This window comes from Novosphingobium sp. P6W (assembly GCF_000876675.2).
Lineage (GTDB): Bacteria > Pseudomonadota > Alphaproteobacteria > Sphingomonadales > Sphingomonadaceae > Novosphingobium.
Window position 1 is genome coordinate 912,137 of record NZ_CP030353.1, and the last position, 18,646, is coordinate 930,782.

General features: G+C 60.8%; 16 protein-coding genes and 1 pseudogene. 4 read left to right on the forward strand and 13 right to left on the reverse strand.

Annotated elements, in window-relative coordinates; translation table 11 throughout:
* Window positions 1–6 precede the first annotated feature (6 nt).
* Entirely contained in the window at window positions 7–837 is an 831-nt protein-coding gene (locus TQ38_RS20410; RefSeq protein ID WP_043977309.1) for a hypothetical protein, read from the forward strand.
* Window positions 838–870: 33 nt separating this feature from the next.
* Here the strand turns inward: TQ38_RS20410 and TQ38_RS20415 are convergent, their stop codons facing one another.
* From TQ38_RS20415 to TQ38_RS20440, 6 genes and pseudogenes are all read right to left on the reverse strand, one after another.
* A complete protein-coding gene (locus TQ38_RS20415; RefSeq protein ID WP_052505837.1) occupies window positions 871–2,088 on the reverse strand; it encodes an RES domain-containing protein in 1,218 nt (405 codons plus the stop codon).
* Window positions 2,085–2,747, reverse strand: a complete 663-nt coding sequence (locus tag TQ38_RS20420) for a GIY-YIG nuclease family protein (protein WP_052505838.1) — start codon at window positions 2,745–2,747, stop codon at window positions 2,085–2,087. Before TQ38_RS20420 ends, TQ38_RS20415 begins: the two co-directional genes overlap by 4 nt.
* Window positions 2,748–2,880: 133 nt before the next feature.
* Window positions 2,881–4,428, reverse strand: coding sequence for a hypothetical protein (locus tag TQ38_RS20425; RefSeq protein ID WP_043977310.1), 1,548 nt, complete (start codon window positions 4,426–4,428; stop codon window positions 2,881–2,883).
* Window positions 4,425–4,613: pseudogene (locus TQ38_RS20430) on the reverse strand (integrase); the annotation flags it as partial. The pseudogene TQ38_RS20430 and the gene TQ38_RS20425, both read right to left, overlap by 4 nt.
* A gap of 153 nt (window positions 4,614–4,766) precedes the next feature.
* Window positions 4,767–5,045 carry a hypothetical protein gene (locus TQ38_RS20435; RefSeq protein ID WP_043977313.1) on the reverse strand — a complete coding sequence of 93 codons (279 nt, stop codon included), beginning with the start codon at window positions 5,043–5,045 and terminating at the stop codon, window positions 4,767–4,769.
* 139 nt (window positions 5,046–5,184) lie between these two features.
* Window positions 5,185–5,388 (reverse strand): hypothetical protein, encoded by a 204-nt coding sequence (locus tag TQ38_RS20440; RefSeq protein ID WP_240198164.1) that lies wholly within the window; start codon window positions 5,386–5,388, stop codon window positions 5,185–5,187.
* A gap of 131 nt (window positions 5,389–5,519) precedes the next feature.
* Between TQ38_RS20440 and TQ38_RS20445 the strand changes: the two genes are divergently transcribed.
* From TQ38_RS20445 to TQ38_RS20455, 3 genes are all read left to right on the forward strand, one after another.
* Window positions 5,520–6,164, forward strand: coding sequence for a hypothetical protein (locus TQ38_RS20445; protein ID WP_043977315.1), 645 nt, complete (start codon window positions 5,520–5,522; stop codon window positions 6,162–6,164).
* On the forward strand, window positions 6,161–7,645 hold the full coding sequence (locus tag TQ38_RS20450; protein WP_043977317.1) for a HEPN domain-containing protein: 1,485 nt from the start codon (window positions 6,161–6,163) through the stop codon (window positions 7,643–7,645). Before TQ38_RS20445 ends, TQ38_RS20450 begins: the two co-directional genes overlap by 4 nt.
* 283 nt (window positions 7,646–7,928) lie before the next feature.
* Window positions 7,929–8,828 carry an HNH endonuclease gene (locus TQ38_RS20455; RefSeq protein ID WP_043977319.1) on the forward strand — a complete coding sequence of 300 codons (900 nt, stop codon included), beginning with the start codon at window positions 7,929–7,931 and terminating at the stop codon, window positions 8,826–8,828.
* Window positions 8,829–9,405: 577 nt separating this feature from the next.
* Here TQ38_RS20455 and TQ38_RS20460 read toward each other — a convergent pair.
* The 7 genes from TQ38_RS20460 to TQ38_RS20490 all read right to left on the reverse strand — a co-directional run bounded on the left by TQ38_RS20460 (window position 9,406) and on the right by TQ38_RS20490 (window position 18,518).
* Window positions 9,406–10,638, reverse strand: a complete 1,233-nt coding sequence (locus TQ38_RS20460; protein WP_240198165.1) for a multidrug effflux MFS transporter — start codon at window positions 10,636–10,638, stop codon at window positions 9,406–9,408.
* A gap of 415 nt (window positions 10,639–11,053) precedes the next feature.
* On the reverse strand, window positions 11,054–11,854 hold the full coding sequence (locus tag TQ38_RS20465) for an energy transducer TonB (protein ID WP_082057806.1): 801 nt from the start codon (window positions 11,852–11,854) through the stop codon (window positions 11,054–11,056).
* Window positions 11,855–11,925: 71 nt separating this feature from the next.
* A complete protein-coding gene (locus TQ38_RS20470; protein WP_043977321.1) occupies window positions 11,926–12,276 on the reverse strand; it encodes a YbaN family protein in 351 nt (116 codons plus the stop codon).
* Between the two features lie 58 nt (window positions 12,277–12,334).
* On the reverse strand, window positions 12,335–12,940 hold the full coding sequence (locus tag TQ38_RS20475) for a biliverdin-producing heme oxygenase (RefSeq protein WP_043977323.1): 606 nt from the start codon (window positions 12,938–12,940) through the stop codon (window positions 12,335–12,337).
* Window positions 12,941–12,985: 45 nt separating this feature from the next.
* Window positions 12,986–14,494 (reverse strand): surface lipoprotein assembly modifier, encoded by a 1,509-nt coding sequence (locus TQ38_RS20480; RefSeq protein WP_043977324.1) that lies wholly within the window; start codon window positions 14,492–14,494, stop codon window positions 12,986–12,988.
* A 77-nt stretch (window positions 14,495–14,571) separates the two neighbouring features.
* Window positions 14,572–15,351 carry a Slam-dependent surface lipoprotein gene (locus tag TQ38_RS20485; RefSeq protein WP_043977327.1) on the reverse strand — a complete coding sequence of 260 codons (780 nt, stop codon included), beginning with the start codon at window positions 15,349–15,351 and terminating at the stop codon, window positions 14,572–14,574.
* 116 nt (window positions 15,352–15,467) lie between these two features.
* Window positions 15,468–18,518: a TonB-dependent receptor gene (locus TQ38_RS20490; protein ID WP_205316177.1), complete on the reverse strand. Its 3,051-nt coding sequence runs from the start codon at window positions 18,516–18,518 to the stop codon at window positions 15,468–15,470.
* Between the last annotated feature and the right edge of the window lie 128 nt (window positions 18,519–18,646).

Genomic DNA, 18,646 nt, shown 5'->3' on the forward strand with positions numbered 1-18,646 from the left:
TTGGGAATGATGGGAAGCGGTAGAATCACGGTCGAGTTCGACAATGGTGCAGCTTGGCTGCCGAGTTTAGCCGCCCATCTCGGCCACATCCTGCCCCAGTGCGTTGGCGAAGCGATCGCAGGCACAGAGCCGGCGGGTCCCAATGATGCCCGCATTGCGCTGTACGAGCTGGTCGACAAACACGCACTGATAGAGGGAGTGCGCGCTTGGATCACTGATCAGGACGTGCTCGTCTATCACGGCACGCGTATCAACGAGGCACAGCGCTTGTCCATATTGCGGGAGGGCCTCAAACTGATGTCCACGGCTGATCGCATCCCGGCAATCGAGGCTTTCTTAGGTGACCATCCACGCTGGCCTGAGATCGCCCATCGCGTTCCTGAGGCGATCGCGTTCGTGGGCCGTTCGGGCGGAGTGCGTGAGGGTATGGTATTCGCGTTGCTATCGCGCAGCGGCCTCGTTCGCGGATGCAATCACTATCTTGTCGAGGGGTCGGAGTTCGACCACCATGTTGCAAACTACCTCCTCGATAGCGAGATTTGCCATGAGCAGAATCGCCGTCGCGGTATTGGATCTCTCGTGCAGATTCGGTTGAGGGGCGAGGCTGCCCTAAGGGCTGCAAACCCCCGCGGTGAATTAGGCGACGAGCCCAATTTGATCGGCGAATTGATCGAGGCGCTAGCGTGGTGGCTCGCAACCGGCGACAGCGACACAGAGGCCTTCGAGGAGGGCGCAGCGCTGGTCTTCTACGATCCGATCCCGCCCTTGCAGATCACCGCGATCATTCAGGTTTCCGACGAGGAACTCTGGGAACACTATGACAATCGGATGCGCTGAGGCAGACTACGTTGTAAGCCAACTGCCGCGATTTCAATCGGGGTAATGCTCGCGGTCCTCGAGCTCGATCTCCCAGATCTCGACCGATCGACGCAGCTGATCATATGTGACCGCCCGGATATCGGTGATTTCTATGCTATCAGATACCAGCGCCAGCGTTTCCGGCCTTGTATCGACCACTGCAGGTCCTATACTTGGGGCAGGCTTAGGGTCGCCGATGACACGCGAGGCGTGATTGAAGAGGACAACGTTGCGGCCTTTGCCTCCGGTCTGAGTCGAGCGATAGATCATCCCATCCAGCAGAGGGTCGGCACGCTGGGCCAGATAATCGGCAATGATCTGGGTCGCCAGATAGCCGAACCCTTCTTCCCCCGGCATCACCGGCTCAGCGATGCGCCTGCCAAAAGCGCGAAGGAACAGCGCACGCTCCATCTTCATCGCGTAGTCTGGATCGAAATGACTGGCCTTTGCGATCACCATCTCGAGTAGATCAAAGTCGAGGAGTTGCAGCGGACGCTGGAGCTCAAAGCGTGCCGAGACGACAGTCGAGCCTACTGGCGGCCTGATCTCCGCCACGCATGTCTCGACGTCGAATGCACCGTAAAAGACCGACACCCCAGCGGCGTTCATGCGCCCGGCCGAACCCGCGCCGTTCGGCAAGGGTCCAAGCTGCGCAGCCGGCGAACGCAAGATTATATAGGCTTTCGCTTCCGTGGGTACATGACGCGCGCGATAGAAACCGGTGCCGATATCGCAGGTCTTGATGACAGCCTCGCCGCGCCACGTCCTGTCCTCCGACAGGGGCCCGAAGATCTTGGCAAGCCACTCTTCCGCCTCTCTGTTGAAGAAACGAGCCCGCGATCTCACCGATAGGCTGAAGGTCTCCCACTGGCGATCGCGAACGCCTGACGGATTCTGGATGGCGACATAGCCTTCATCGGAATCATAAAAGGTTTCGCCACCGCTCGCGACATACCCGGCAAGCGATCCAAGCTCGTCCGCGATTTGCTGCGCGAACTCGGGCTGCAGCCCTGCAATGTCTTCGATAATTGAGGGGATATCATCACCGTCGCCGGGCTCGAAATGCGCTTCCAGCGCCTCCTCGATCCATTGGCCAAGGTCGAATTCAGAGACAGATTCCCGATCTTCACCGCACTGCTCGCAGGTCTCTGTCCCCCCTTCAGCCTTGATCCTCGCCTTCAGAAATGCGTCGCCGACGCACGCGTAGCAGCAGAAAACATCACTACTCATCCCTGCACCTGCTTCGGCGCGCGGCGGGGACCACCGCTGTCACCGATTAATGGCATTCCTTCCGCCCGCCGCTTGGCGGCACTGCGCAACGCCGACAGCGGTGCCGTGAATGCTGCGCATGGATTGCCCTCGATGTTCAGGGGCAACGGTAGGCCGCTTGCCAGCAAAGCATGTTCTGCTTCCCAGGGGGTCGGATGCTCGACCCAGACGATTCGCGCGTGGGCATACAGCCAGCGGTCGAGCAGCTGTTCACCAGGATTGGTGAAGGTGAGACGACCAGTCGCCCCAACGCGCCGCAGGATCGTGCCGATTTCAGTTTCGAGCAGGCAGCCAAGGGTCAGGCGCAGCGTCGAGCCAGCAGCGTTTCCGCCAAAATGGGCCCGCAGGCGCTGGTGGACATGGGACTGGCTCGGCGGGCGACCGTTGGTCGTTGGCCTTTTCGGGGAGATGCCGCAGTAGAGCAGCGTCCACGCCCCCTGCCGATGGCAGTCAGCTGCAACGATACCGGCCGGGATCACATCGAAGTACCAGCCATAGAGGCCTGGCTTACGCGGCGCAGTCGTTGTGGCCTCGTCGGCGCGGTAAAGGCGCGCCGGTGTCAGGATCGCCTGTGCGATCGGATCATTTTCGAGCGTCTTCGTCCATTTGGTCACGAACATCGGTCCAGCTTGGGATGGCGCCACAACCAAAGTTTCGGAGGGCACCGGTGGGAGCGAATGTAACTCTAAGATCACGGCCTTCAACGCTCACGTGCGCCATGATGTGATTACAGATCCTGGAGTGTCCGAGAGATCAGATCTGGTGGCGTGCCAACGCCGCCGCGATCGGCCCGATGTCTCCGATCCGGCTATACGAGATGACGCGGGGGTTATCGGTTGCGACGGGAAAGCGGCTCACCACAAGATGCTCAACCCGTGCCAGGCCGAGTTCTTTCAGGAGAAGGCTCTCACGGTTCACTTCCTTTCGGAGCGCCCGTTCGTAGCTCGCCGACCGCGCGCGGTTGTATCGGGCGAACAGGCGAACGTCGGCTTCGAGCTTGGTGACGTCCACCATGTTGTTTTTGCACTGAATATTAAAAATGATGCCCTCCCGGATCGTGATGACATCGAACTCCTTGTGGTTGATGCGCTTGACCGGCGTCAGGGAGAATCCCTGCTGCTCGAGCTCCTCCGACACCGCTTTTTCGAAGATGTACCCCGATCTGATCTGATAGCGCCTATTTTTATACAGACAGACGTTGCGCCAGTAGTAGAGGAAGCGGCTCAGCAGAGCGACGGTGCCTGTCAGTTGTCCATCGATCTCGATCAGCGGCGCATAGCTGTTGGTGTTTTCGGTATAGCTCCCCGGCCGATGGATCAGGGCCTGCCGGAGAGTTTGCGGAAGGCGCAGCGCAGACGCGATACGCTCGAACTTGCGCCGCGAGAACCTGACCCAATAGTCATCTTCGGCGAGATCAGCGATGTGGCGGGCGAAAAGGGCCGCAAACCGGAATTCGGACCTAGCGAGATCAAACTCGGCGTAGGCAGTCTCCATAAGCCGGATATCGTTCCGAAGCTCGGCCGCGGAGAAGAGGCGGGCTGAGGATACAGGCTCGAGGTTAGCCGCCTCGGCAGTCGCCGGGTCAATCTGTTGCATGTCGATGATCGACGTTCTTTCGGGCTCTAGATGCATCCGGTCGAGCATGGGAAACTCATGAGATCCGCAGAAGTCGTTGTCCCTGAAGTGCAAGGTGTAGTCCTTAAACACCTCTGCCAGCATCGCTTTCTGATAGAGGCCTGTAAGCGTCGCACCGTTGATTTCGACCAGGGGCAGAAACTGGTTTAGCGTATCGATCTGGGGAACTGACTGCTGACCGCTTGCCACTCCCGGCAGGGTGTAGAGGAGCGAGACCAGGTGCCGGCGTCGCGATTGGAAATAGTCGATCGCCGACCCAATCGACTGGAACGCGCCTCGGGTCGACTCAATCCTGTGTGAGGCAAATGCCATTCCGACGGCCATCGTCTGCAGAAGCAGGCTCGTCAGTCTGCGGGCGAATGCCTCCCCAAACTGGTAGGCAATATAGTGGTGCAGGACGCGAAATCTGCGTGGCTCACGCCTCATGTCGACCGGCAAATCCAGGAGCGCTTCCCAGAGCCAAGGCTCTTTCAGACCGAAACGTGGAAGATTAATGAGCTCCTCAACGGCTCGGATCGTCTCAAACCAGGCGGAGAAGGCCGACTGCCGATCAAACTTTGCAAGCGCGGCATGTAACCCGGCGCTGTGCTGTTCGATCTGGTCCGCGACTAGCCTGCGAGCGTCATCGCCAGTAACGGTCTCGCCAGCGCTCCACCTGCCCGTCATTCCATGTTCCCCATGAGCCGGCCGACAGCACCGGCCAGGTCGCGGTTGTACGCCCGTGGCATACGTGGCGATTTCCAGCGCAGCGCATTCATGATCCCGGCGAGATCCTCGCCCACCACGAACCGATCCTGATTGAGGCCGACGCGGGTCGAATGGGCGTTAATACCTTTCATTGTGAACGAAAGGCAGGTTTCAAGGAACATGTTAATTCCATCGAATGTCCGCTATCTGATCCGTAACACTCCGAAGCGGACCGAGCGCAAAGTCCCAGAAGCCGGCGTTCGCAATCCGGGTGGCAAGGGCAGGAACGCCCAAGCTAAGTCGAACGCAAGCGCGATTCACGGCCCCGGATGCTGGCCGCGCGGCTGTACCGTCCGTTGCTGCCGTGCTTTGCGGCTCGATATGATGCTGCAAGCAATGAGGATTGCGACTGTGCTGCCGGGCAACTCCAACAACCAGAAGCGATCGTCGCTGCCCAATTCCCAGGGACTGGCGTGACAAGCCGACGCGCTAGGCGCGTAGCCACAGGCGAGCCTCGTCAGATAGACGTAGGCCAAGATGGCGACTCCGGCGACGAGAGCCGCAGCCGCGAGCAGAAGATAGGAAAGGATGCGCATGGCGTGGACCTCCCATCCGCGATTGCTATAGAGTTACCGAAAAATGATAGCTGGTGCGACGAAGCCGACAGATAGACTGACAATCCTGCGAGCTTGTCGCGGCTCCAGAATATGCCGCACTTGCTAATCTTATATGGTGTCAGCGGGGAAGTCCGCCCCGTTCCGCCTTACGTTGACTTTCCATCAGCTCAACCTCGCGCTCAACAATTTCACGGATGAACTTGGCACGGCGATTGGGGCCGATCAGATTGTCGATCCGCTCTGCCAAGCCGTCCGGCAAACGAACGACGGTTGTTTTAACTCCAAGCGGCGGTCTTCCCATATGAGCGTCGTAACGGCCCACGGCGTTCGTTCAATTGCAAGTTGAATAAGCGATATCGGGTATTGCATAATGCCCGCAATTTCGGCGATAAGCGATATCGGAAAGCCTCTGCGGCGATACGTAGCCGGAGGCGTTACCGATGGAGGCCTGGCGTGGCGAAGCTCGACAACTCTTTTTCCGTATCGAAAAACTTAGCGTCCCGGCGCGATTTGCTGCGCGGGTTGGCGGCCGCACCGGTTGCGGTCACGGTAGCCGCGCAACCGAGGGCCAAGGCGCTGTCGGCGCTTCATGGCCGCTATCAAGACGAAGCCGCGAAGCTGGAACGAACAAAGGATGGGCGAAGCGTCAGTCGCTCCCGCTACCAAAAGGCAGAACGGTGGATGGCGAGCCTCGAGGCGGGTTTCCTCGCCGAACCGCGTTTTGCCCGTGAAGCGCTACACCAAGTTGGCTTCGTTGCCCAACAAGCGCTGTGCGCCTACCTCCTGGATGTTGGTTTTGCCGACGCATGGAATGCCCGCCACATCAAGCAGGACATTGCCAAGGCGCTTGCCTACGCCAACGCTGGCGGTTTCGCCCATCATTGTCCTGAAATGGCGCGGCTCGCGGCCGTGCTCTCGCCCTACTGGAAGTGGGGCTATCACTACGACCAGTGGGACAACGACCAACCAGATACGGGTGGCTTCGTCCCCGCCACGATCGTTCCTATTATGCGCACTCTGCTGGACCGCGTGCATGACCTTACAGGGCATCCACGGCCAAAAGGCTGTCGCCGTGAGCGGCAGGAGGCACGGTCATGATGTTGCGCACTGAGATGGACCATATGCCTTTGCCAATCCGGCAGGAGCTTCATCACGTCGCGTCGATACTGTTCGAGGCCTTCTCCGAGACGACCAAAGGCAGGCTGTCAGAGCACTACCGAGCCGGTCGTATTCTCGCCCTCGTCCTGCATGGCCCTTATGCCGAATGCGAGTGGGAGCGTGTCGCACCTGGTGCGGCCTACCAACTGCTGGTGATCGTCAATTATCCCCGGCTCGCGCGCAGCGAGCGCGACTGGAGGGTGGTGCGCGATCGGCTCCGGCGGGCATGGGAGTTTGGCGAAATCACCCGTCCGGTACGCTTGATGGTCGAGAGTGTCGAACGAATGAATGGCGCGCTCGTCGAAGGCGTCCCGTACTTTGTTACCATCGCCGAGCGGGGGATCGCACTCTATCAGATGGACGGATTTTGTTTGCGACCGCCGCGCCGCCTGGAAGTCCGGGAACTGAGTATTCGAGGTATCGCGGAACACCTGCGGTGGCATAGGCGCGGATGCGCTTTTCTAGCTGGCGCAGGCTTTTACCGCGATCGCGGCGATGCGCCTCTGGCGGCGCTATTGCTGCATCAGGCGTGTGAGCATTTCTATCAGGGCGTCCTTTGGTCGACCACGCTCCACGGGCCACGTACCCATGCTCTCGACGAACTGCGGGAGGCGGCCGAATATTTGGACCCGCGCCTGTCCTCTGCCTGGCCACGAGAAACCCGTTTTGAACGGCGCGCTTTTGGTTGCATCCGCCGTGCGTACGTCGAGGCTCGCTATGGACCTTCGTACCGTATCTCGGCGCAGGAGCTGACATGGGCATTTGAGCGAATAGAGATTTTGGGACAAGCGGCGGCCAGAGCCTGTGCGGATCATCAAGCTTCACTTGTCGCAGCCTCGCCAGCCCCCTTGCTGCCCCCACCCCCAAATCGGGAGCTGGCGCCAGCGCTTGTTGGCGTGGGGCGCCCCTGCCCGGCATTGCATAGGTCAAGAGGGATGGTGCGCCGGCCCGCGTCACCAAAGTTTCGCTGGAATCGCCTGATCCGCATTCGTCGTTCGTGGTGGCGACATAGCTATACCCCGTGGGTTGATCATATCCCCTACGTGGTCATCGGACTGTGTCTTTTCGTAGCCGGTGCCGAGGCTGCATTATGGCAGACAAGCTTTGCCAATTCTATTCCCATTACCCGTTCCGAACCGGCTGATCCATCCGCCGTGTTGGACTTTGACATTCGCGCCGATACCGTGCTCGGGGCGGTCATGGGCATTGCCGAACGCTCGGGCTACCGGGTCAAGGCGAATGAGGACATTTGGGTGGTGCGCTGGACAGGGGCGTACCGAGCCAAGGCAACCACCTTTGATGCTCTAGCGGATGTTCTTTACGGCTCTGGCCTGTGTCCAGCGATCCAGGGAGACGCGATCACCGTGCGCTACTGCAACCAGAGCCACCCGCCCGCAGTCGCCACGGTCGAACATGGTTGATAACAGGCGGAAGTATCGGCTTGCGGTTTCCGCGCTAGATCGCTCAAGGGACCATGCCGGCGTCGGAGTTAACAACCCGCTCCGCATCCGTTGAGATCGACATCCGCGCCGACTCTCGACCACCGTCACGTCGCTAGCTATATCACCGCACCGTGAGAGCTTTGTTCGTCTAGCGAGCGTCCATAAGAGGGGCGGAGATGGACTTGAAAGCCAAGCTCCTGACCGGCTCACCCGATAACAAATTTTGATACCGCCTGCCCCGGGGGCCAGGTATCGAACCAGAATGGCTTTCGGCATCTTCATTCACCGATTTGATTCGATCTATGCCGACACGCCAGCGGAACGTTATCAGTTCCCCATCCAATATCTGCAACGGGCAAAAGCCTGCGTCGGGGATTGGATCGTTTATTACGAACCGCGCAAGGTCGCGGGCACAAAAGGCTATTACGCGGTAGCTAAAGTGGGCCGCGTGATTGCCGATCCTGCCGTGCCGGGAATGTATCTGGCGTTGATCGAGCCCGGCACCTATCTGGACTTCGCGACGCCCGTTCCGTTTGCCGACGAAACCGGACCGATCGAACGCGGTGTACTGAATGAGGCCGGGCGCATTTCGGGCCGTGCTCAGGCAGCGGTGCGGAGCCTGTCTCCGGCCGATTTCAACCGCATCGTTGCGGCGGGTCTGGCCGATGAAAATCCCCTCCTGCCTCGGACGGATATGGCGGCTGCCGGGCACGTCGTCAGGGAAGAACGTGAGCCATTCATTTTCGACGAAGCGCGCGAGCGTGTCTCCGCAATTGTGTCACGCGTTGTGCGTGACCGGGTGTTCCGGCGGATCGTCTTGCGCGCCTATGATGAGCGCTGCGCGATTACCGGATTGAAGCTCATCAACGGTGGCGGGCGGGCCGAAGTCGAAGCCGCGCATATTCGTCCCGTCGAGGCGAACGGCCCGGACATCGTGAGCAACGGCCTGGCCCTCTCCGGAACGGCCCACTGGATGTTCGATCGCGGCCTTATCGGGCTGGATGACGATATGCAGATCATGGTGTCGCGTCAGGCCAATGACCCGGACAGCATTCGCTCGGTTATCAATGCGACCGGGCGTATCCTGATGCCGCCTCGCGAGGCTGATCGCCCCCATTTACAGTTTGTTCGATGGCATCGCGAGCACTGCTTCAAACACTGATAGGTACGGACGATCGGTGGCCGGGATGCGTGGTCCGCGCTGCATCTGTGCCCGTGGCGCGCATGAGGCGCCGACCGCACGACCATGCCCAATTTCGCAGAAATTCAACGCGCAAGCACATGCAGGACAGTTCGGACAGTCGTGATGGCTATTTGGTCCCAAATTCGGCTCAAATGAAGAACATCGACGACAGAGGGCGATGTGCGCGGCTCCGCCAGTCCGCGCTGTCACGCGGCCAAGTGCCTGTTTGAAATCGAATTTCACGCCGAAATTGCCACAATTGGGTTGCCCTCGAAATGGCCGAAAATGCCGCATATTGACAGCACACCCTAAGCAAATTCGCCTGCCTGAAACCGCACATTCGTTTACGCAGAATCAGGGCACATCCTTGCTAATTGTTACGACCGCCGTTCTCGCTATGGAGCCGCCGTCGACGTCCGGTCCAAGGAGGGGCAACAATGCTCATTGCTGGTGCCGAGGCGGCATCGGGAGCGGTATTTCGCGGGCGACTATCACTTCGCCGAAAGAACGAGGACAGGCGGCCAAATCGTCATCGATGGCCGCAGCCTATGACCGCCTAACTCTGTGCTCGCGCCTCACGGGCGCGGAACAGCCGGCCGCCTTCTATGACGTAGACAATGGCGAGCACGGCCACGCCGATGCACAGATAGCCCAATGCCAGCGGCAACGTCGTGCCGGCATAAGCCTGGCCGATGGCCGAACCCACCAGCACTGCGCCGATGCTGGTGATGAACCCCTGCACCGACGAGGCCGTTCCCGCGATGTGGCCGACCGGCTCCATCGCCATGGATCCGAAGTTGGAGCCGCAAAGCCCGATCGAGGTCATGCTGAGCGCCTGGAGGATGGTGAAGCTCGCCAGCGTTTCCAGCCCGGCATAGATGACCAGCACATGCAGTATGGAGAGCCCGATTAACGCGAGCAATGCCGCCTGCGAAATCATCCGCGTTCCAAGCTTTTCCACAAGGCGGCTGTTGGCGAACGCTGCCAGTCCCATCGCGCCGGCGCAGATCGCGAACAGCCATGTGAACTGGGCCCCAGCGCCGAACTCATCGACGAAAATCTGCTGTGAGGATGAGACGAAGGCGATGATCCCGCCGAAGGTGAGCGACGCGGCCACCGCGTAGCCGATGGAGAACCGGTTCGTGAGCGTCAGCCAGTAACTCTGCCGCAAGGCCATCAAGGAGATCGGCACCCGGCGTGCAACAGGCAGGGTTTCTGGCAGACGCACAAGTGTCCATGCGAGCACGAAGGCTGCGAAAGTGCCAAGCGCGTAGAAGATGAAGCGCCATGGCCCGAACGCGAGCAGCGCCTGGCCCAGCGTCGGCGCCAGGATCGGCACGACGAAGAAGATCATTTGCGCGACAGACATGGTGCGGGCCATCTTCCGCCCGGATGCGCCATCGCGGACGATGGCGACCGCGAGTACGCGGGTCGACGCTGACATCAGACCCTGCAGCAAGCGCGCACCGAGCAGCGCTGGGAACGTAGCCGAACTCGCCGCGAACACACTCGCGGCAACGAAGCCGATCAGGGTGCCAACGAGGACCGGTCTCCGGCCGAACCGGTCAGCGAGAGGACCATAGACCAACTGCCCTGCTCCGAAGCCGACCATGTAGACGGTGATGATCCACTGCCGATGATTGGCATCGCTTATGGCAAGCTCACGGCCTATATCCGCCAGGGCAGGCAGCATCAGGTCGACGCCCAGTGCGTTTACGGCCATGACTGCAGCGATAAAGGCGACGAATTCGCGAGGATGCATGGCGGCGGGGACAGGTTCGGAGGTCATCGACGACGCTATCGGCGATATACCCCCGCGACACAAGCGAGGCGCGCCATCCGCGCGGGACCGGACCGCGATTTCGTTTCGCCGGCTAGTGACTTCCAACTCCTCCATTGCCCCGCACGGCACAGCGATTGAGGGAAGCGCTGACCACCGGTTCCATATCTCAATTAGGATCGCCCTGATAGCAGTCGTTCCCGAGCTAGAAGCGCCTGCCCGATCCCAGTCCTTCATTCATCGAGTGACCGGTTGAGCCCGTCCCCTCATCTCCGACATTCGCGAGTCTCAATCGGCGCCATAAAATTCTCCGGTCATTAAGCAGTCGGAATAGGATCCTTCAGCCTATTCAGGTAGCGGGAAGAAGCGTTTGTTGCCGATACGGATCGCGTAGCGGCAGATGCGACAAGGATAAAAAGCTCTTTTAACGCGCCAGATAATACTCGACCGGCACCGACAGTTCGACTTCGTCGGGCATGTCCGCAGGGATGGCAGGGAGCGGTTGCGCGCGCTCGAGCGTATCGAGCGCGGCCTGATCGAGGTCGAACGAGCCGGATTTCTTCACGATGGCGAACGACAGCACCGCGCCGGCCCGGTTCACCCTGAAGCGAATATAGGCGGTGCCTTGCCGCCGCGCCGCGCGGGCGCGCGTCGGATAACGGCGGAAGCGCTCCAGATGCGCCAGGATCGTGCCCTCCCAATTTGCGCGAGCGTCGTTGGACAGACGGTTCGCCGTCGGCGCGGCAATGCTTTTGGGGGAAGTTGTTTCCGGTACAGCGGGACCGGGATCGGCAATGTTAACAGGCTCGCGCGCGTCCCGCGCTGAGGTGTCCGCCTTGGAGAGCCGCACGAGCGGGATGGAAACCGGCTCGGTGACGGCCACGGGCTCGGATTTCTGCTTCTCGACTAGCTCCGGCCCCGGGGGTACGTTGCGAATGGGTATCGGCGGCGTCGCGACGGGCTGCAATGCCATCACTGTCAGCGGCTGCGATATGCTATGGACGGGGCGAACGACGGTTTTCCACGTGAACAGTGTGGCGATCACCACAAGTGCGATTACCAGGTTTGTCCCCGCCAAGCCGAACAGGCGCGTTCCCCAAGCCGATCGCTGATCGCAATAGCGGCTACGCTCGTGCGAAATTTCGTCGGGTCTTGCCAGCGACCCAAGGACAGCAGCCGTCGCTTTCTCCCGGACTGGGCTGTCTGGAGAATGGGGTAGCAACATGACGGAACCTCCCAGGAAGCGGGCGTCATCCCCGACAGCCGCGAGTTGCACGCGGCGATAGCCTCCGCCTTTCATAGTGATGTTTCAGGTTCGGGACGCCGGACGATCCAGATTGCCCAGAACAGCATGAATGCGACCACGGCAACTGACAGTAGCGGGCTGGGTCTGACGTGGAACCAGAATAGACCGAAACCGACAGTCATGCCTACACACGCAGCGATCTTGGCACGGCGCGGCACGGCCCGCTGCGCTCGCCATGCGCGTAGGCCGGGCCCGAAGCGCGGATGGTTCAGCAGCCATGTTTCCAGACGCGGAGACGAACGTGCGAAGCAGGGGAGCGCCAGCAACAAGAAGTCCATCGTAGGCAGCAACGGCACGAAGATACCGACGAAGCCAACCGCCATCAGCGTCGCGCCCAGCATAAGCCATCCGGTGCGGGCGGCTCGCCCGCGTCGGAGGCGCCGATCGGTATGCGCCGCTTCAGTCAAGACGCGTATCAATGTGGGCCTGGACGCGCGCGAAAGCTTGCAGCGCGCCTTGCCCGGCACGCTGTTCCTCGTCTTCGGTAAAAGTGATAGCATCAAGGGCCGCGACAAATGCACGCCAGTGCGGCGCAGGGCCTTCGGGCGCAGGAGCGAGATGCCGCGCACCGCGATCATCGGTCAGGCCGAGCTTGTGCGCCTCCTTGCGTAGCAGCGCCGCACCCATGTTCGAGCCTTCCGCAACGTATAACCATCCGACGGCGGTGCCCAGATCCAGCGGCGCACCGGCGACAAAAGCGGCCGACCCTGCTTGCGGCACAGCAACGCCCAGATACTCCAGGTCGGCTGCGACCAGCGGGAGGCGGCGTCGCTGTTCGAGGTCGGGAAAGGTCGCCTGAAGCTGCGGATCCACATAAAGAGCCGCCACGTCGCGGTGAAACAGGTACTGGACTGCCAGGAACTTCTTGTACCCCTCGATGCTGGCGAAGGACGCCGTCGACATGATCGAGCGATCGACACCTTCATGGACGCTGCTGGTCAGGGCTTTGAGACGCTTGGCGCGGCTCTGCTCGCCGGCATGAAGTTGGCCGGTTGTCACGGTCATGGGCATTGCTCCTGTGCGATGTGGAAGGAAAACTGTTGCAGGCATTCAGAAGGCGTAGCTGAGCCTCAGGCTCGCGGTCGTCCGCCTGTGGGAATAGAGCCAGTCGATGTTGCTGTTGACGCGGTTGTAGTTGACGACGATTTCGGGGATGAGCGCGCCCAGTTTCAGGATGGGCATCCGCACGATGCCGATGACATTGAACTGTCGATCTTCGCGCCGGGCCTCGAACAGCTCGCTATAGGCGCGATGCCTGCGGTAGCGATACGATCCCATAAGAAAGAGGCTCGCGCCATCGCCAAAGGCCTTGTTGATGCCGAGCCGCCCTCCCCATTGGCGATACGCCTCGACGAGGCTGTTGGTGTCCTTCCCAGTGAAATCAGGGCCGCCGAACACAGTCAAAGTCGGAGCAAGGGAATACCATCCGGTGATCGCGGCATCCGTTAACGGCCCGTTTTGCGCGGCGAACGCTGCATCGTTGTAACGAAAGTCGCGGTAATTGCCTTCGACCCTGAATAGCGCGCGCGGCGAGAGGGTATGCGTCCATTCCGTGTTGAGGCCGGGGGCCTTGTAGAGCACCGATGATCCGAGCGAGCCGATCTCAAATGACGGAGAGACGGAAATAGCATTGCGGACGGTCTGGTGCTGATAGCCGAGGCGGAAGGTTGCCGTCGTCTGGGAATAGTCATGATGGCCAGGATAGATATCGCCGAACACGATGGCACGCGCCCGCAGACCGCCGTGTCCGCCCAAGGGAACATCGCGCGCCAGCGTCGCTTCGAAGTTCACCCCGGCCGCCGCGATCGCGTCGGGCACCTTGCGATCGACAAGACATGTGCCGTCATCCGTCGCCAGCAGGCAGGTGTAGCTTGCCGAGGACTGATTGAGGTTGCTGCTGTATCCTGGACCCGCGGCGAGGCTCCCCTGCCAGCTTCGGCGGCGTTTCAGCGCGCCTAGATAGGCGTCGAGCGTGCCGATGACGCCCTGCGCCTGCGGCCCGTCGTTGGCCAGCACTTCGCGCGCTGCCCGGAACGTGCGTTCCGCTTCGCGGTCCTGGTGATTGTCGAAAAGGACACGCGCAAGTTCCAGCCTGCCGGGAACGAAATCCGGCTTGATCGCCAGCAGCGCGCGATAGTGTCTCTCCGCCTTAGCCAGGTCGCCTTTTTCGCGAGCCAGCGCGCCAAGGGCATATTCGACAAGCATCGGATCATGCCCGGCCAGATTCTGGTAGGCGCCAAGGAAACGGCGGACATCCCGCCATTGCTTGCGCATCACCGAGACGTAGAGCGCTCGCCCGAGGTCATCGACGTTATTGCCTACCGCATAAGTCTCGCCATCGATGGTCAGCGATGAGGTGTCGCCCTCCAACGACTGCGCCTCCTCGAGCGCGCGTTCCTCGCGGTCAGCGCGTTGGCGATCGAACTGCTGTTCGAGCCGCAAGCGCGTGTCCTGTCCGCTCGTCGTCTGCGCCGCTGCTGGAGCCGTCCACAGAAAGACTGCAAGCGCGAGGCAGAGCGGTTCGGCCGAGAGAAGATTGCGGAAAGTTGATCGATGCATGAAGACGCTGGGCCGGAACAGGGGTGGCGGAAAAACCGGGGCCTTCCGAACGAAGGCCCCGGCCCGACGTGCGTGGATCAGTTCTTTGTGCCACCGAAGGCAGTGCTGTACTGACGGTTCGTTCCGCTGAACGCCACGGTTCCTGCCAGCGCATTAACATTGGTGCCGAAGAAGCGGCCGCTGACGAGGCCGCTGGAGGCGAGCGGCGTTCCACCCGAACCCGTCGCGCTTGCACCGACGCCGGCGAAGGTGCCGCTGCTGCTGATCGTGGCCGTCCCGATATTCACGCCATAGGTCGAGCCAGCGTTGGCCAGGCTTCCCGTCAGTGTTCCGCCGCTGCCCGTGAAGGAGGCGTTGAACGTGCCGTTCAGAATGCCCTTGCCCTGATAATCGCTGATACCCTTGACAGTGTAGCTGGCCGATCCACTCGACGGAACGGAAGTCGATGCGCCGGTGCCGCCATAATAAACGGTGTGGTCGCCCGCCGTGACGCTCGCCGTTTGCTTCCACTCACCGAAATAGATGTCGTAACCGCTGACCTTAGCGAAATCGAAGCGGCCATACTGGCTGTGGTCGGTGACAGTCCCGGTAACAGCGGTGAAGGTGGTGACACCGCTGGCGTCAGTGCCCAGGATGCCCTGCAGGCCCTGGAAATCGATGTACTGGGCAGCAGAGAGATTTGGGACGCGGATGCCCACTTTGCCTGCGCTGTGAGGGCCGCCCACGACGGTACTGGCAGCGATCGTCACCTTGGCGGCATCGCTTGTTCCACCAACGACCTGCGCCTGGGCAGCACCGGCGACCGCGCTCGAAATCGCGAGCACCAAACCAAGGGCTTTGAGATTTGCAAACTTCATTCTACTTCTCCTGCTGGTTGGAGCGCCCGACCTGTCGGGCGCATTCATCCAGGGTCGTCACCACCATCCCGGTCAGCCAAGATTGTCGGATGTGGGTGGCGGCCCTGAACCTCTGCTCAGAACCTCCCCGTCACGCTGAGTCGTACCGTTCGGCCCGGTGCGGGCAGCATGGAACGCGACAGGGGGTCGAGATAATACCGGTTGTTGAGATTGAGGCCTGTCAACTCGGCGCTGAAACGATCATCGATCCTGAACTTGGCATAGGCGTCCAGCGTGATAATCTCGCCCCAAGTGTAGGGAATGTTGAGGAAGCATCCGCCGATGCAGTCGTCAGGATCCGTGAATTCGGCGAGCTGGGAATTGCGATAGCCGCTGTACCAGGTGAACCGGCCACCCACCTCGAGCCGGCGATCGAAAAACCGGCCGCCCACGGTCCAGTTGACCGTATCCTCCGGCGTCGCCTGCGTAAGCAGGAAGCCCGAAAGGAAGCCATACTTGACGCAATCGGGCACACGGCCGCGCGAGGGATCCAACTGTGTCGCGACACTCTCGTCGCAGACCTTGTTGGTGGTCATGTGGCTCGCGCTGAGATCGGTGAAGAAGTCACCATTGTCGAAGCGCGCCTGGAATTCGAACCCGGCGATCACCTGCTTGTCGATGTTGCTGAACATCAGGCCCGTGCTCCGCTCGATCACGTCGCGCGTGGTGTTATGGAACCAGGTCAGCTTGAGATCGGCCTGTTCGCCCTCGCCAAGCCGGAGCAGTGGCCGAAGATCCTGTATCCAGGCGGCTTCCCATGAGCGGATGCGTTCCGGCTTCAGATCCCGCAGCGGGTTGATGGAGGCCGAGAAGCCTATCGTGCTTTCGAACATGCTGGGAAAGCGATAAGCCTGCGCGTAGCGCAGATAGGCTCTGCTGGCGCCGCTCAAATAGGCCGTCGCCGAGAGCGTCGGTGCCCAGCCATGACCGGACTTTCTCTTTGCCTGAGTAATGGCAATGGGAGTGTTGTTGGCTGTGACGACACACGTTCCGGTATAGTTCGCGACGTTGTCGAGCGAGCCATTGAGACAGATATTGTCCGCACGCTTGAAACGGCCATCGGCATCCGGAAGCCAGTCCGGACCATTGTAGTTTATGTTGAACGGGACGCTGGGATCATAACTGGAAACAAAAATCGGGAGAAATACTTCGATGTCTTCGGGCGAGAAGCCATTGGATGCGAGAAAGTTGCGCATGTAAATTTCGTAATCGGCCATGCCTGATCCCGCCGTCTCATAGGATGTGCTCCAACTCGTCGCCACAGGCTGGGCGATCGATCCGCCTTGGCGGCGAAGATATTCGGGAAGGAAATCGTCTTTTGCCCAATATCCGGAATAGGAGAGGCCCGCGTTGATTTTCAGGAAACCGGTCGGACGCCATTCACCGCTGAAGTTGATCCGGTATTCCTCGCGCCGCCCCGCACGCGGCAATTGCCGCCAGCCATTTGCCGCCGCCGTCGAATATTCGTCGCCGGATCGCAGGCGTTCATGCTGCCAGCTCCCGTCCACGAGGACATTGAGCCTAGACGACAGATTGAACTGGTTGCTGACGGTAAAGCCGTAACGGTCATTGTCCGAATTCGAGATAGCCGTATTGGCAATGATCGGATCCGCCAGCGACGCCGCATTAGGAAAGCCGCCCGAACTGTAGCTGCCGCTGACGGTATCGGTCGCCCAGGCTGTTGCGCGCAGATCGATCCAGCGGCTGCCCGGCTGCCACTTGTATTCGGCGTTATAAGCCCGTGCATGGACCTTGCTCAGCGGCCATTGCACATTGCCGAAAGTGGGGCCGTCCGTGGTGAAGATACGCGATGGCAGGATGTCGCCAGACGTCGACTTGCTATCGCGCAAGCCAATCTGCAGCGCCTGATCGTCTGTAATGCGCCAGGTCGCTTTGAACAGGAAGGATTCCAGCTCGCTCGACGTGTTGGGGACTTCGTTGCCCGGCTCGTAGTTGAGCCCCAGCTTGCGGATGAAGGTGTGGGAATTGAGCGGCAGATCTTCCTGCTGGTAATAGCCCGGCGCCTTTTTGCCCGAAAAATAGTTACCGCGCTCACGGAAAGCGTAAGCACCGAAAAGAGCGAAATCGCCGACGCGGCCCGCGACGGCCAAGCGAATGGCGTGGTCCCCGGCCGAGAAGGCTTCATTGTCGCCAGGCGTGCCCAGCGTCACCCGAAGCGACGGATCGCAATAGGGATATGTCGGCGATGCGCCGATGCCTGTACACACAAAACCAGGAACCGTGCGATAATCCTGGCCGGTGAGAAGCGACGGGAGGTGCGGTTGGGTGGAATTGTTGCCGCCCTCCAGCCGTAGCTCGAACCCGAAATTTTTGCCGGGTTGAAGAATGTCTGCAACATCGAGTGTGTTGATGACGACGGCCCCGCCGGTGGAGCCGTTGACGCCTCGGGTCGAAACCGGCCCCTTGAGCACCTGCATCCCGGAAATCAGGCTGGGATCGATGTAGCTGCGATTGCTCGCCCCGTTATAGCCCCGCCATACGGTCAGCGCCTGTTCCGTGCCGTCGATGATAACCGGCACGCGCCCCGGCCCCTGGATGCCGCGAATACTGGGATCGAGCGCACCGCCGTTGCGCGCATCGCCGCTGAAGACATTGACCATGCCCTTCAGGATGTCGGCGGTATTGACGCCCTTGTAGCGCTCGATCTCCTCCTTGCCTGCATAAGTGGACGAAATATCCTGATCGTAGACGGCATTCCTTTGCCGGGCATCGCGCTCAGCGCCCGTCTCCGCAGAAGGATCGGCCCCGATGGGCGAGCCTTCCACGCGCAGAGAGCCCAGGGAAATCACATCCGAGCGCGGAGGAGCGGCATCTGCCACCGATAGCTTGTGGAGGGAGACGATCCTGCCTTCGATGCGCGCCGCCAGGCCAGTGTCGGCAAGCAGAGCCTCCAGTGCCTGAGAGGGCGTCATCGTGCCGCGCACACCGGGAGACGACAGCCCGCGGGCCTTCTCGGCGTCCAGGCTGACCTGCAATCCCGACTGCTGTCCAAAATCCGCCAGCGCATCGACGACGGATTGTGGCGCTATGTCGAAGGATCGCGCACGCTCCGGCGCCGCCGACTGCGTTTGCGCGGACACCGGCACGGCCAGACCGACGGCTGCCACCGAGGTAAGCAGTACTCCCGCCCAAAACCGCCGCTTTCCACTTTCCTTGAAGAACCCCCCCGAAGCCACCTGATCTATCCCCTGCGTAAAAGTTTATGCTCGTCTAAATCGCTATTGCGAAGCAGTTG